Origin of the sequence: Micromonospora sp. WMMA1976 (assembly GCF_027497335.1) — a bacterium.
Classification (GTDB): Bacteria; Actinomycetota; Actinomycetes; order Mycobacteriales; family Micromonosporaceae; genus Micromonospora; species Micromonospora aurantiaca.
On record NZ_CP114912.1, the window covers coordinates 3,102,494 to 3,115,156 of the forward strand.

General features: G+C 72.6%; 15 protein-coding genes. 8 read left to right on the forward strand and 7 right to left on the reverse strand.

Features of this window, described 5'->3' with window-relative positions; genetic code table 11:
• Positions 1 to 103 precede the first annotated feature (103 nt).
• Complete coding sequence (locus O7546_RS14275) at positions 104 to 2,104, forward strand: beta-galactosidase (RefSeq protein ID WP_281601071.1); 2,001 nt, start codon at positions 104 to 106, stop codon at positions 2,102 to 2,104.
• Positions 2,105 to 2,153: 49 nt separating this feature from the next.
• Here the strand turns inward: O7546_RS14275 and O7546_RS14280 are convergent, their stop codons facing one another.
• Complete coding sequence (locus tag O7546_RS14280; protein WP_194802533.1) at positions 2,154 to 2,804, reverse strand: LysE family translocator; 651 nt, start codon at positions 2,802 to 2,804, stop codon at positions 2,154 to 2,156.
• Between the two features lie 184 nt (positions 2,805 to 2,988).
• Between O7546_RS14280 and O7546_RS14285 the strand changes: the two genes are divergently transcribed.
• Positions 2,989 to 3,525, forward strand: coding sequence for a GNAT family N-acetyltransferase (locus O7546_RS14285; RefSeq protein ID WP_194802534.1), 537 nt, complete (start codon positions 2,989 to 2,991; stop codon positions 3,523 to 3,525).
• Between the two features lie 13 nt (positions 3,526 to 3,538).
• Here O7546_RS14285 and O7546_RS14290 read toward each other — a convergent pair whose 3' ends face one another.
• A complete protein-coding gene (locus O7546_RS14290) occupies positions 3,539 to 3,925 on the reverse strand; it encodes a DUF1232 domain-containing protein (protein WP_135240145.1) in 387 nt (128 codons plus the stop codon).
• Positions 3,926 to 4,058: 133 nt separating this feature from the next.
• Between O7546_RS14290 and O7546_RS14295 the strand changes: the two genes are divergently transcribed.
• Positions 4,059 to 4,529: a DUF1992 domain-containing protein gene (locus tag O7546_RS14295; protein WP_194802535.1), complete on the forward strand. Its 471-nt coding sequence runs from the start codon at positions 4,059 to 4,061 to the stop codon at positions 4,527 to 4,529.
• 6 nt (positions 4,530 to 4,535) lie between these two features.
• Here the strand turns inward: O7546_RS14295 and O7546_RS14300 are convergent, their stop codons facing one another.
• Positions 4,536 to 5,102, reverse strand: coding sequence for a maleylpyruvate isomerase N-terminal domain-containing protein (locus tag O7546_RS14300; protein ID WP_269696976.1), 567 nt, complete (start codon positions 5,100 to 5,102; stop codon positions 4,536 to 4,538).
• Complete coding sequence (locus O7546_RS14305) at positions 5,099 to 5,875, reverse strand: class I SAM-dependent methyltransferase (protein ID WP_194802537.1); 777 nt, start codon at positions 5,873 to 5,875, stop codon at positions 5,099 to 5,101. Before O7546_RS14305 ends, O7546_RS14300 begins: the two co-directional genes overlap by 4 nt.
• A gap of 223 nt (positions 5,876 to 6,098) precedes the next feature.
• Here O7546_RS14305 and O7546_RS14310 point away from each other — a divergent pair, with 223 nt between their 5' ends.
• Both O7546_RS14310 and O7546_RS14315 read left to right on the forward strand, forming a co-directional pair.
• Entirely contained in the window at positions 6,099 to 7,031 is a 933-nt protein-coding gene (locus O7546_RS14310; protein WP_194802538.1) for a TerC family protein, read from the forward strand.
• Between the two features lie 29 nt (positions 7,032 to 7,060).
• Positions 7,061 to 7,918: an MBL fold metallo-hydrolase gene (locus O7546_RS14315; protein ID WP_194802539.1), complete on the forward strand. Its 858-nt coding sequence runs from the start codon at positions 7,061 to 7,063 to the stop codon at positions 7,916 to 7,918.
• Here the strand turns inward: O7546_RS14315 and O7546_RS14320 are convergent.
• On the reverse strand, positions 7,915 to 8,511 hold the full coding sequence (locus tag O7546_RS14320) for a hypothetical protein (protein ID WP_281601072.1): 597 nt from the start codon (positions 8,509 to 8,511) through the stop codon (positions 7,915 to 7,917). The two genes, O7546_RS14315 and O7546_RS14320, sit on opposite strands and share 4 nt — an antisense overlap.
• A gap of 205 nt (positions 8,512 to 8,716) precedes the next feature.
• Here O7546_RS14320 and O7546_RS14325 point away from each other — a divergent pair, with 205 nt between their 5' ends.
• Positions 8,717 to 9,178 (forward strand): tetratricopeptide repeat protein, encoded by a 462-nt coding sequence (locus tag O7546_RS14325; protein ID WP_194802540.1) that lies wholly within the window; start codon positions 8,717 to 8,719, stop codon positions 9,176 to 9,178.
• 15 nt (positions 9,179 to 9,193) lie between these two features.
• On the opposite strand, the gene O7546_RS14330 is transcribed toward O7546_RS14325, so the two are convergent.
• A complete protein-coding gene (locus O7546_RS14330) occupies positions 9,194 to 9,787 on the reverse strand; it encodes a TetR/AcrR family transcriptional regulator (RefSeq protein ID WP_194802541.1) in 594 nt (197 codons plus the stop codon).
• A gap of 112 nt (positions 9,788 to 9,899) precedes the next feature.
• On the opposite strand from O7546_RS14330, the gene O7546_RS14335 reads away from it, so the two are divergent.
• The gene (locus O7546_RS14335; RefSeq protein ID WP_281601073.1) at positions 9,900 to 11,102 is read left to right on the forward strand and encodes a macrolide family glycosyltransferase; all 1,203 of its coding nucleotides are present in this window, start codon (positions 9,900 to 9,902) and stop codon (positions 11,100 to 11,102) included.
• Positions 11,103 to 11,145: 43 nt separating this feature from the next.
• Here the strand turns inward: O7546_RS14335 and O7546_RS14340 are convergent, their stop codons facing one another.
• Positions 11,146 to 11,682 carry a DUF1062 domain-containing protein gene (locus O7546_RS14340; protein ID WP_281601074.1) on the reverse strand — a complete coding sequence of 179 codons (537 nt, stop codon included), beginning with the start codon at positions 11,680 to 11,682 and terminating at the stop codon, positions 11,146 to 11,148.
• A gap of 333 nt (positions 11,683 to 12,015) precedes the next feature.
• Here O7546_RS14340 and O7546_RS14345 point away from each other — a divergent pair, with 333 nt between their 5' ends.
• A complete protein-coding gene (locus O7546_RS14345) occupies positions 12,016 to 12,624 on the forward strand; it encodes a TetR family transcriptional regulator (protein WP_194802544.1) in 609 nt (202 codons plus the stop codon).
• Positions 12,625 to 12,663 lie beyond the last annotated feature (39 nt).

Consider the following 12,663-nt stretch of genomic DNA (forward strand, 5'->3'; position numbering starts at 1 on the left):
GCGGCGTCCACGGGCGGTCCCGCCAGTTTCTTTGGAAGCCCAACTAACTGTCAATGATCGACGGCATTGACTTTCCTTCTCACCTGTTCCTATTTTGGCCGGGATGCCAACTAAAACGCCGTGGGACGACGGCCGGCTCTGCTACGGCGGGGACTGGAACCCGGAACAGTGGCCGCCCGAGGTGTGGCGCGAGGACGTCGCCCTGATGCGCGCGGCCGGGGTCGACCTGGTCACCGTCGGCGTGTTCGCCTGGTCCCGGCTGGAACCCGAACCCGGCCGCTACACGCTCGGCTGGCTCGACGACGTCCTGGACCTGCTGCACGCGGCCGGCATCCGGGCCGCCCTGGCCACCCCCACCGCGTCGCCGCCACCCTGGTTCTCGCTGCGCCACCCGGACGCGCTGCCGGTCACCGCCGACGGCGTCCGCCTGACCCACGGCAGCCGGGACACCTACTGCGCCGCCGCGCCCGCGTACCGGCACGCCGCCCGCAGCATCGCCGAGGTGCTGGCCGCCCGCTACGCGCACCACCCGGCGCTCGCGCTGTGGCATGTGCACAACGAGTACGGCACCACCTGCCACTGCCCGCACATCGAGGCGGCGTTCCGCCGCTGGCTCACCACTCGCTACGGCGACCTCGACGCGCTGAACGACGCCTGGGTCACCAGCTTCTGGAGCCAGCACTACTCCGACTGGGCTCAGGTCGGCACACCCCGCGCCACCCAGTACCTCGCCAACCCCGGCCAGCTGCTCGACTTCCGCCGCTTCTGGTCCGACACGTTGCTGTCCGCGTACATCGAGCAGCGTGACCTGCTCCGCGTGGCCAACCCGGCGGTGCCTGTCACCACCAACTACGTGCTCGGCGACTGGGTGCCGGTCGACCACGCCCGCTGGGCGCGCGAGGTCGACCTGGTCGCGATCGACCACTACCCGTCCGCGACCGGCATGGGCGCCGAGGAGCAGACCGCGTTCGCCGCCGACGTGGCCCGCGGCTGGGCCCGTCACGGTGCCGGCCGTCCGGTGCCGTGGCTGCTGATGGAGAGCGCGCCCAACCAGATCCACACCGCCGGGCGGATGCACACCAAGGAACCCGGCCGGATGACCCGGCACAGCCTCGCCCACGTGGCACGCGGTTCCGCCGGGGTGATGTTCTTCCAGTGGCGGGCCCCGGCCGGCGGGGCGGAACGCTTCCACTCGGCTGTGGTGTCGCACGCCGGGGCGGATACCCGCGTGTTCCGCGAGGCCGCCGACCTGGGCGCCGCGCTGGGCCGCCTCGCCGGAACCGTGGCGGGCCGCGTCCGGGCGGCGGTGGCCATCGCGTACGACGCGGCGAGCGGCTGGGCGCTGCGGCACCCGGGGATGCCCCGCGACGCACTCGACCACCCCGGCGAGGCCGCCGCCGCGCACCGGGCCCTGTGGCACGCGGGCGTCACCGCCGACGTGGTGCCGCCCGGCACCCCGCTCGACGGTTGCCGGCTGCTCGTGCTACCCGCCCTCTACCTGGCCTCGGACGCCACAGTCGACTGGGTACGCCGGCACGTTCACGACGGTGGGCACCTGCTGGTGACCTGGCTCAGCGGCGTCGCCGACGAGCACGCCCGGGTACGCCTCGGCGGCTACCCGGGCGCGTACCGGGATCTGCTCGGCGTGCGGGTGGAGGAGTTCCACCCGCTCGCCGACGACGATCACGTGCCGCTGAGCGGGGGCGGGACCGGCCGGATCTGGTCGGAGACGGTGCACCCGGCCGGCGCGGAGACGGTGCGCGCCTACGCCGGGGGAGTGCTGGACGGGCGGCCCGCGATCACCCGGCACCGGGTCGGTGACGCGTACGCCTGGTACGTCTCCACCCGCCCCGACGACGACACCTACCGGCGGCTGCTCACCAAGGCAGCAGGGCTCGCCGGTGTGACCCCGGCCTGTCCCGGCGCGCCCGAGGGCGTCGAGGCGGTACGCCGCCACGACGGCCTGCTCTACCTGCTCAACCACACCGACCGGCCGCAGCGGGTGCCGACTGCCGGGTTCGAGCTGCTGACCGGCGCGACCGTCGACGGCGAGTTGACGGTGGCGCCCGGTGGCGTGGCGGTGGTACGCGAGGAGACCCCGTGACGCGCTCCGGCGGAGGGACTGCGGCGGGCGCTGACGCGCGTACCCCGGGTCAGGGGGTGGCGACGGCGGCGCGGGAGCGGTCGGCGGCGATCCGCACCGCGAGCGCCGCCAGCACCGTGCCCATCACCCACCGCTGCACGCGCGCCCAGCCCGGACGGCGGGTGAGGAACGCCGACACCGAGCCGGCGCTCAGCACGATGAGCGCGTTCACGGTCAGCGCCACGGCGATCTGGGTCAGGCCGAGCAGCAGACTCTGCACCGCCACGTGCCCCCGCGCCGGGTCGACGAACTGCGGCAGCAGCGACACGTACAGGATGGCGATCTTCGGGTTGAGCAGGTTGGTGACCAGGCCCATGATGAACAGGCGCCGGGGCCGGTCCGGCGGCAGCGGCGCCGGGGTGAACGCCGACGTGCCACCGGGGCGCAGCGTCCGCCAGGCCAGCCACAGCAGGTACGCCGCGCCGGCCAGCTTCACCGCCGTGTACAGCGGCGGGACCAGCACGAACACGGTGGCGATGCCGGCCACCGCGGCGGCCAGGTAGACCAGGAAGCCGACCGCCACGCCGAGCAGCGACACCAGCCCGGCCCGCCGCCCCTGCGTCACCGACCGGGACACCAGGTAGACCATGTTCGGCCCGGGCGTGAGCACCAGACCGAGCGCCACCAGGGCGATTCCCATGACCGCGCCGACAGTGACCACGTCGCCTCCCCGTTGCCGCCTACCCGGACCCTACGCCCACCCGCCGCCCCGCACTGTCCCCGCCCGCCCTCACTGCGTCGATCATGAAGTTGACTGCCGGCGGTGCCCGATTTGTCGCCGCCAACCTCATGATCGCCGGGGCGGGGGGCGGTGGTGCCGGTGCTGCGGCGGTGATACTTGCCGCATGTCGATCGTGCTGTCCGCACCGGCCACCCCGACCGCTCCCGCCCTGCTGCTGCGCCCGTGGCGCGACGGTGACGCCGACGCGCTGATCGAGGCGTACCGGGATCCGGTGCTGCGCGCCTGGACCAGGCATCCGGTGACCGGACCGGCGCAGGCGCAGGTGTTCCTGCGGCGCAGCCACCAGGGCTGGGCGGCCGGGCACCGGTTCATGTTCGCGGTGCTGGAGGAGGACCGGGTGGCGGCCTGCGTGGTGCTCAAGGACGTCCGTCCGGGACGCCCGTCCGCCGAGATCGGCTACTGGACCGCCGCGCCGGCACGCGGCCGCGGCGTCGCGCCACGGGCGGTCGAGGCGGTCACCGCATGGGCGTTCGCCCGGTTCGCCGCCGCCGGCCTGACCCACCTGGAGCTGCTGCACCAGGTCGACAACCCGGCCTCCTGCCGGGTGGCGGAGAAGAGCGGGTACGTCTTCACCGAGGTGCTGCCGGCCCGCGCGCCGTTCCCCCGGGACGGCCACCGCCACGTCCGCCGCCTGCCCTGACGGCGGCCCGGTCTCAGCGGCCGAGCAGGCGCAGCAGCAGCCTTGGCTCGCCCGGCCACGCGTCGAGCAGCACCTGCCGGGGCATCTGCCGGGCGGCGTAGCGCAACGCGAGCGCGACCACCACGATGTCGTCGAGCGGGCCGATCACCGGCAGGAACTCCGGGATCAGGTCGATCGGGCTGGCCACCCAGATTCCGGCGACCACGATCGCGACGCGGGCGCGGCGCGGCACCCGCGGGTCGCGGCGCAGCCGTCGTACCGCTGTCACGCAGTCGGGCACGAACGCGGCCAGATCACGCAGGATCCCCGGTGGCAGGCGCCGGGCCAGCAGCACCAGCACCGCCCAGCTCCCGACCAGGCAGGCCGCCGCCACCGCGAGTCCGATGAGCCAGTCGCGCACGCCGCCACCCCTTTCGGTACCCGGTGGCACGCTACGCGGCGGACCCGGCCGGCGCGCGGGAACAGCCCGGCCCCGCGCGACGCTGACTCTTGTCGGACGGTGGCGGTTACCGTGGGTACGGGAGGTGACGGCGGTGACGACAGGCTGGGAGGCCGCGGTCGAGGCGCAGATCCGCTCGGCCCAGGAGCGTGGCGAGTTCGACAACCTGCCGGGCGCGGGCAAGCCCATCCCGGGGCGCGACATGCCCTACGACGAGGGCTGGTGGATCCGCAGCTTCATGGAGCGCGAACAGATCCCGTCCGACCTGCTGCTGCCCACACCGCTGCAGCTGCGCCGCCGCATCGAACAGCTTCCGGCCGAGCTGCGCGACCTGCCCACCGAGGACGCCGTCCGCTCGTACGTGGCGGCGCTCAACACCGAGGTGGTGGCCTGGCTGCGTACCCCGACCGGGCCGCGCGTGGTGGTCCGCCCGGTGAACGTCGAGGAGGCGGTGCACCGCTGGCGCACTGATCGGGAACGTGCCGCGCCGGTCGTCGCGGCACCGGAGCCGCAGCACGCCACCTCGGCCCGCCCGCGCCGTCGGTGGCGCTGGTGGCGTCGCTGAGAGCGTTCAGGGACGTGCGGCCTGCCAGGTCCACGCGGTCCGCCGCGGCCTGCCGCCGAGCGGCGCGCGGCCGGTCAGCCACAGCAGCACCGGCGCCGGGTCGCCGTCCGGCGCGTCGGGGAACAACCGGCGCACCACCCGCGCGCACAGCCCGGCGGGCGGCGACCAGTTCAGGTCGAGCCCTCGGGTCAGGTCGTGCGTGTGCAGCAGGATCTCGGCCACGCCCATCGCGGCGAACCCAGCCGGATCGCACGGGCCGAAGTGCCATGCCCGGTCGTCCGGGCTCGCCTCGTCGATGGTGGCGGCGAGCATCCCGGCCGCGGCCGCCGCGACGGTGAGCACCTCGGCGGGCGCGGCGTCGGCGCGTACCCGCAGGTCGAAGGGGAGGTAGCCGCCGTCGGGCCGGCCGGACACCTGACCGGCGTACGCGACCAGGTCGTGCGCGATGTGCGCGGCCGTGGTCCAGCAGGACCAGTCCAGGTCGCCCGCGCGTACCGTCCAGTCCCGGTCGGCGGCGGGCCGCAGCACGGCGGTCATCGCGTCAGCGGCGGCGCGGACGTCGCCACCGTTCACCTGCGCCGTACCCGCAGTACGCAGGTGAGCATCGGCAGCGTGAACTCCCCGTCGGCCGTCTCCGGCCGGCTCGCCAGGTACGCGCGGATGCGGTCGAGCGTCTCGGTGCGTTCCCGTTCCGGCATGACGAGCATCCCGGCCCGGGTGGCGAGCGTCGCCACGAGCGAATCGGCGGTGCGGCGCTGCCCGTGCGGGAACTCCGCCTGCTCCGGCGAGCCGAACCGGGCCTCGCCGCTCTTCGGCAGGTGCATGGCCGCCGTCGCGGCGCGCCAGCTCGCGGGCGTGTCCCGGGGGCCGATGGCGGCGCTGCCGCTGACCGCCGCGAGCCCGGCGACCCAGTCGACCCGGTCGTCCACGACGTTCCACAGTCCGGCCAGGACACCGCCGGGGGAGAGGACGCGGGCGATCTCCGGCCCGGCCACGGACATGTCGAACCAGTGCATGGCGTTGCCGGCGACCACGGCGTCGACGGAGGCGTCCGGCAGCGGGATCGCCTCGGCGCTGCCGGACAGCGCACGTACGCCAGGCAGGGTGCGGCGGAGTTCGGCGAGCATCGCCGGGTCCGGCTCCACGGCCGCGACGTCGTCGCTCACCTCGGCCAGCGTGGCGGTGAGCTTGCCGGTGCCCGCGCCGAGGTCGAGAACCCGCGCACCGGGTGCGCCGTCGAGCGCCCACCGCAGGGCGGCCCGCGCGTAGTCAGGGCGGTGTTCGGCGTACGCGGTGGCCGCCGCGCCGAACGAGGTGGAGTGCCGAAGTCGTGCGTCTTCGTCCATCCGGTCACCCTAGCGACGGCCCGGACTCCTTGACGTGCGAACACCACTTCGTGAATACTGGATCGTAGTTCGAGGGGGAGTACCCGACGTACCACGCACCGCCGTCAGTACGGGCCCGGCCCATCCGGATCCCGGCGGTGCAGCCACCGCCGTCAGTGGCCCGGGGAGACCTTCGTCCAGCAGCGCCGGCACCCGCCGGCCCGGGCGAGAGGTCTCCTTCGGTATGTCCGTGTCCTGGTGGATCTGGGCAGTACTCATGCTGGCGATCGCGGCGATGCTCGCCGTGGACCTGTTCCTGCACCGCGACAACCACGTCATCGACTTCCGTGAGGCAGCGGTCTGGTCCGGTATCTGGATCGCGGCCGGCCTGCTCTTCGGCGTCGTCCTGTGGGTCTGGCAGGGCGGCGACGTGGCGGGCACCTACTACGCCGGCTACCTGATCGAGAAGGCGCTGTCGATCGACAACGTCTTCGTCTTCGCGCTGATCTTCACATCCTTCGCCGTGCCCGCCGCGTTCCAGCACAAGGTGCTGTTCTGGGGGGTCATCGGCGCCCTGGTGTTCCGGCTGGTGTTCATCTTCGTCGGTGCCGAGCTGCTGGAGACGTTCTTCTGGACCGCGTACGTGTTCGGCGCGTTCCTCGTCTACACCGGCTACAAGATGGCGTTCCGCCACGGCGAGCAGACCCCGCCGGACCGTAACCCGGTCGTCCGGCTGGTCCGCCGGATCGTTCCGACCGACCCGGCCTTCCACGGTGACAGGTTTTTCACCCGGGTCGACGGGAAGCGGGTCGCGACCCTGCTGTTCGTGGTCCTGATCGCGGTGGAGGCCACCGACCTGATCTTCGCCGTCGACAGTGTCGCCGCGATCCTGGCGATCACCACCAGCACGTTCATCGTCTGGACCGCAAACGCCTTCGCCATCCTCGGCCTGCGCAGCCTCTACTTCTGCCTCGCCGGGCTGCTGCGCCGCTTCGTGCACCTGCACTACGGCCTGGCCGTTCTGCTCGCCTTCGCCGGCGTGAAGTTGATCCTCTCGGAGACGCCCGTCGGCAAGCTGCCCATCCCGGTCACCCTCGGCGTGATCGTGGTGACGATCGCGGTGTCGATCGTGTGGAGCCTGCGCAGCACCCGCGGCACCGCGCCGGACGGCAGCTGACGCGAGGACGGGCGCACTACCATCTGCGCATGGGCTCGGGCGGGGCGTCTGTCGAAGCCGTCTTCTTCGGCACCTCGACCGTCCACGTGTCCGACGGCAGCTCCGGAATCCTGATCGACGGTTTCCTGAGCCGGCCCTCACTGCTGCGCGTCGCGCTGGGCCGCGTGGCCCCCGACCTCGGGCGGATCACCGCCGCGCTCTCCCGGGCCGGCGTGACTCGTGTCGACGCGCTCTTCGTCTCCCACTCCCACTACGACCACGTCATGGACGCCCCCGAGGTGGTGAAGCACCTCGGGGGACGTCTGTTCGGCTCCGAGTCCACTCTCAACGTGGGACGCGGCGCGGGCCTCGACGAGCAGTCGATGACGCGCATCGCCGACGGCGACGAGTACCCCGTCGGCGCGTTCACCGTGCGCGTGTTCGTCGGCGACCACAGCCCGGGCAACAGGTTCCCGGGTGTGATCGAGGCGCCGCTCGTCCCGCCGGTCAGGGCGAGCAGATACCGCGACGGCGGGTGCTTCTCGTTCCTCGTCACCCACCCCGGCGGTTCGCTGCTGATCCACCCGAGCGCCAACTACGTGCCGCACCGGTTCGACGGGCTCGACGTCGACGTCCTCTACCTCGCGATCGGCGCCCTGGGGGTGCAGCCGCAGCAGTTCCAGAGCGACTACTGGCGGCACGTGGTGGACGCGACCCGGCCCGGCCTGATCGTACCGATCCACTGGGACGACTTCTTCGTCTCCCTGGACCGCGGGCTGCGGCCGCTGCCGAGGTTCTTCGACAGGTTCGCCGTGGCCAGGGCGTTCCTCGACCGCAAGAGCCGGGAGAGTGGCATCGCCGTACGGTTCCCGAAGCCCTTCGAGGTCGTCAGGCCGTTCGTACGCTAGGTGCTCTCGTCGCACGCGGCGCCGATCGCGAGTCGCACCTCGACCTGCCGTCCGGGCGACTTGATCACCAGCGGTACGCACGCCGGGCCCGCCACCCACGTGCCGCCGGTGTAGACCGACCATGCGGTCGACGCGCTCGCGGCCGGGCACGCCTCGACCTGCACAGTGGTCGCCGGGACGGCGCCCGGGCCCCACCCGATGCGGGCGCGGTCCTCCCAGCCGGGCGCCACCCGCACCTCCACGGCCGCTCCGGCCCGTACGAGCAGGCCCCATTTGGCGAAGAGCCGCGTCGGCCCTCGGTCATCGGACGACCCGGTCGGTTGCACCACAGTCGACGACACCGCCACGGCGTCAGCCACGACGCGGTACCCCTCACCCGGTTCCGGTGTCGTGGCGATCGAATCGGCGCACCGCAGGCGCTGCCCGCCCTCGGGCAGTGGTGGCAGCGGCGCGGCCTGCGCGCCGGGAGAGGAGGGGTCCGGCGCGGCCGGTGCAGGTCGCTCCGCATCGTCCTCGCTCGTACAACCTGCGGCTGCGAGCAGCAGGCAGGTGGTCAGGGCGACGTGCCCCCATCTCCGGTTCGCGGCGCGCACGCCTCGATCCTCCCAAACCTCGCCTTCGAGGCAAGCCCACGCGGGGATCTGTTTAACGGATTACCGGTAACAGCAATCCGATAAATCATGTGGTCAAACAGGACGAATCGACACCGCACCATAATGACAGTTATGTGCGCGCGGGTTCAGGAGGCCGCTGTCGGCGTACGATCAGGCCACCGCAGCCGACCCCAGAAAGCAGGCGATGGTGTTCGACGCGACGCTGACCCGGATCAACGACGGCGTGCAGATGCACCACCAGCACGGCCGACGGGAGGACGCCCGCGACCTGTTCGCCCGGATCTGGGACGAGATCGGCGGGGAACAGGGCGACCCCCTGCACGTCTGCGTCCTCGCCCACGCGATGGCCGACGTGCAGGACGACGCACGTCAGGAGCTTGCCTGGGACCGGCGGGCGCTCGCGGCGGCCGACCTGCTCACCGATGCCCGGGTCGCACAGGCCGGGGTGCCGATGTCGGTCGCCGGGCTGTACCCGTCGCTGCATCTGAACCTGGCGGAGTGCCACCGCAAGCTCGGCGAACTCGACCAGGCCCGGGACCACCTCCAGCGGGCCCGGGAGGGGATCGGCGCGCTCGGCGACGACGGCTACGGAAAGCTGATAAGGGCTGGACTCGATCGGCTGTCGCAGGAACTGGCCGCCGGATAGGCCGCAGACGACTGGCTAGCCGCTGGTGCGCGCTGACGGGGTGACGGCGGCGACGACCAGGTCGACGATGCCGTCGGCGTAGTCGTCGGTCAGTGGGCCGTTGCGCAGCAGCCAGCGGTGGTAGAGCGGGCCGAACAGCAACTCCACCACCTGGTCCAGGGCGGCGTCGGGGCGCACCTGGCCGGCCTCGCGGGCGGCCTCCAGGCGGGCGCGGACCGCGTTCAGCTGGGGACGGAGCAGCCGGTCGCGCGCCTGGCCGCCCAGGTCCTCGTCGGCGAGTGTCTCGATGGTGACGGCGCGGGTGGTGGCGGACAGCCGTGGATCGGCGAACTCGGCGACGGTGGCCCGGAGCACCTGGCGCAGATCGGCCCGCAGGTCACCGGTGTCGGGAAGGGTGATGACCTCCGGCATGTCGTCGGCGAGCGCGTCCAGGATGACCGCGCCCTTGCCGCGCCACCAGCGGTAGATGGTCTGCTTGCCGACCCCGGCACGGGCGGCGATCGCCTCGACGGTCAGGGCCTGGTAGCCGGTCTCGGTCAGCAGCTCCAGCGCGGCGGCGAGGATCGCGCGGCGGGACTGCTCGTTGCGGCGGGTGGGCTGCGGGGTCACAGCGAGAGCCTACAACGAGACGAGACGTATCGTCTTGACGGCCACGTCGAGCTGTGCTCTGCTTTGGCAAGCGAGACGGGACGTCTCGTCTCAACAGAGATCAGGAGATCACGTGCCGCACATCGCAATGGTCAGCATTCCGTTCCACGGCCACGTCAACCCGAGCCTGGAGATCATCAGTACCCTCGCGCGGCGCGGTCACCGGGTCACCTACGCCAACGATCCCGCCTTCGCCGAGGTCATCCGGGCCACCGGCGCCGAGTTGAAGCCGTACACGTCGACGCTGCCCGCCGACGGCGGCGCCGGCATCGACGACCCGATCGCGCAGCTCACGCCCTTCCTCGACGATGCGATCGCCATGCTGCCGCAGCTGCGGGCCGCCTACGCCGACGACCGGCCGGACCTGTTCCTCTACGACATCGCCGGCGCGCCGGCCCGGCTGCTCGGCGAACAGTGGGGGATCCCGGCCGTCCAGCTCTCCTCGACGTTCGTCGCCTGGGACGGCTACGAACAGGAGATGGCGCCCGCCGTGGAGGCGATGCGGGCCGATCCGCGCGGCGCCGACTACTACCGGCGGTTCACTGAATGGCTGACCGCCGAGGGTTCCTCGGTCACCGACAGCATGGCGTTCCAGGGGCGGCCGGTGCGCAGTCTCGTCCTGCCACCGGAGGCGCTCCAGCCGAACGCCGACCGGGTGGACCGGTCGGTCTACAGCTTCGTCGGCCCGGTGCTGGGCGACCGCTCCGGCCAGGGTTCCTGGGTACGACCGGAGCGCGCCGAGAAGGTCCTGCTCGTCTCGCTCGGCTCTGCCTTCACCCGGCAGCCCGAGTTCTACCGCCGCTGTGTCGCCGCGTTCGGTGACCTGCCCGGCTGGCACACCGTTCTCCAGATCGGCAAGCACGTCGAACCCGCCGAACTCGGTCCCGTCCCGGACAGCGTCGAGGTGCACCGGTGGGTGCCGCAGCTGGCCGTACTGGAGCAGGCGGACGCCTTCGTCACCCACGCCGGCATGGGCGGCAGCAGCGAGGGTCTCTACTGCGGGACGCCGATGATCGCCGTACCGCAGGCGGCCGACCAGTTCGCGAACGCCGAGCAGCTGGCCGCGCTCGGCGTCGCCCGGGTCGCCGACTCGGCCGGCGTCACCGCCGCGGAACTGCGCGAGACGCTGCTCGCCCTCACCTCGGACCCCGTCGTGGCCGCCCGCAGCGCGGAACTCAAGCGGCAGGCCCGCGCCGCCGGCGGCGCCGACCGGGCCGCCGACCTGATCGAAGCCGAACTCGCCGCGGTACGGGGCGGCGCCGCGAGCGGCGGGTGAGGCGTGGTCGCGGCGGCACCCGGCCGCCGCGACCACGCCCCGGTCAGTCCTCCGCCAGCACCGTGAAGGTGAAGGCGGAGCTCGTCGGACGCTTCAGCGGAATGTCGCACTTGACCCGGCGCAGCACCTCGGACCGGGTGAGCCCGAACCGGCGGGCGATGAGCCGGTCCGGGCGTACCGGCACCGGGTCGGCGAAGGTGACGTCCACCTGGACGGGCCACCGGTCCAGCGGCACCGTGGGCGCATCGAGCGTCCACGCGTCCGTCCAGTCCAGGGTGAAGCGGCAGCGCCGGGCGAACGCCGGATCCAGCAGTGTGGCAGCCACCAGGGCGGGGTCGTTGAGCTGGTGGCCGTGCAGCTCGGTGGGATCGAACGAACTGACGGTCGCCCGCTCCCGGACGGTGAGCTTGACGGTGCGGTCGCAGGACACGCACCGGACGAGCAGCCACACGTCCAGCAGCTTGCCGTTGGCGTTGACGCGGAACCGGCCCTTGGCGGCGGTGGCCGACTCGGCCCGGCAGACGGCGCAGCGCAGCGACAGCAGCGGAAGGCGGGTCCGGCGCACGACCCAGGGCAGCACGATATGCGGTTGGGATGACATGGAGACCTGATCTCTGAAGACCTGACGCGAGGCCGATTACGCGCGGCCTCGGACGCTGTGGCCGGGCGCGCGAGGGCAGCCCGGGGAGCCGGCGCGCAACGGCCGGCTACAGGCGTGGGGAACGTGTCAGGTTCTAGAGAGCAGGAGGGGTCACGCGAAATCGTCCTTCTTCGCTGCGGCAGGAGTGCGGGAAACGTACGGGACGTCCGGAACCGCTCTCAACCCGTTTTCCGGCGCCGCTGCCATGCGGCGCCCGTCACTTCACTCACTAAAAGTTTGCACTGTCTGCAAGATCACTCGTAGAGTCGGCGCGTGACCCCGGATCAGAGCCGCCCCGGCCTGCGTGACCGCAAGAAGCGCCAGACCCGCGCCGCCCTCAGCGCCGCCGCGCTGCGCCTGGTCGCCGAACGCGGCCTGGACCAGGTGACGGTGGAGGAGATCAGCGAGGCCGCCGACGTGTCGGCCCGCACCTTCTTCAACTACTTCCCCAGCAAGGACGAGGCGCTGCTCGGCGACCAGCCGACCGACCGCGAGGTGCTTGCCGCCCGCATCGTCGCCGCCCCGCCGGAGCTGTCCGCGTTCGACGCGCTGCGGCAGGCCTTCGACGACGTGGTCGAGGCCATCGAGGCAGATCGGGACGTGTGGCTGCTGCGCCTGCGGGTGATCGCGGCGAACCCGTCGCTTCTTCCGCGCCTGATCAGCGGCAACGCCGAGACCGAGCAGGTGATCGTCGCGGCGGTGGCCACCCGGCTGGGGCTCGGCCCGTGCCACGGCCACCCGACGCTCGTCACCACAGTCGCCGGCGCGGTCTTCCGCACGGCCCTCATGCAGTGGGTCGAGCGACCCGGCACGGCGACGCTGCGCGAACTGACCGCCGAGGCGTTCGCCGCCGTCGCCGCCGGCCTGCCCGACCCGTACTGACCCCTCCCGCCCGCGCACGGCCGCTCGCCTGCGCACACG

Coding starts and splice junctions, on each gene's coding strand:
- O7546_RS14275 (WP_281601071.1), top strand. CDS start 104: ATGCCAACTAAAACGCCGTGGGACGACGGCCGGCTCTGCTACGGCGGG.
- O7546_RS14315 (WP_194802539.1), top strand. CDS start 7,061: ATGGGCTCGGGCGGGGCGTCTGTCGAAGCCGTCTTCTTCGGCACCTCG.
- O7546_RS14325 (WP_194802540.1), top strand. CDS start 8,717: ATGGTGTTCGACGCGACGCTGACCCGGATCAACGACGGCGTGCAGATG.
- O7546_RS14310 (WP_194802538.1), top strand. CDS start 6,099: ATGTCCGTGTCCTGGTGGATCTGGGCAGTACTCATGCTGGCGATCGCG.
- O7546_RS14305 (WP_194802537.1), bottom strand. CDS start 5,875: ATGGACGAAGACGCACGACTTCGGCACTCCACCTCGTTCGGCGCGGCG.
- O7546_RS14285 (WP_194802534.1), top strand. CDS start 2,989: ATGTCGATCGTGCTGTCCGCACCGGCCACCCCGACCGCTCCCGCCCTG.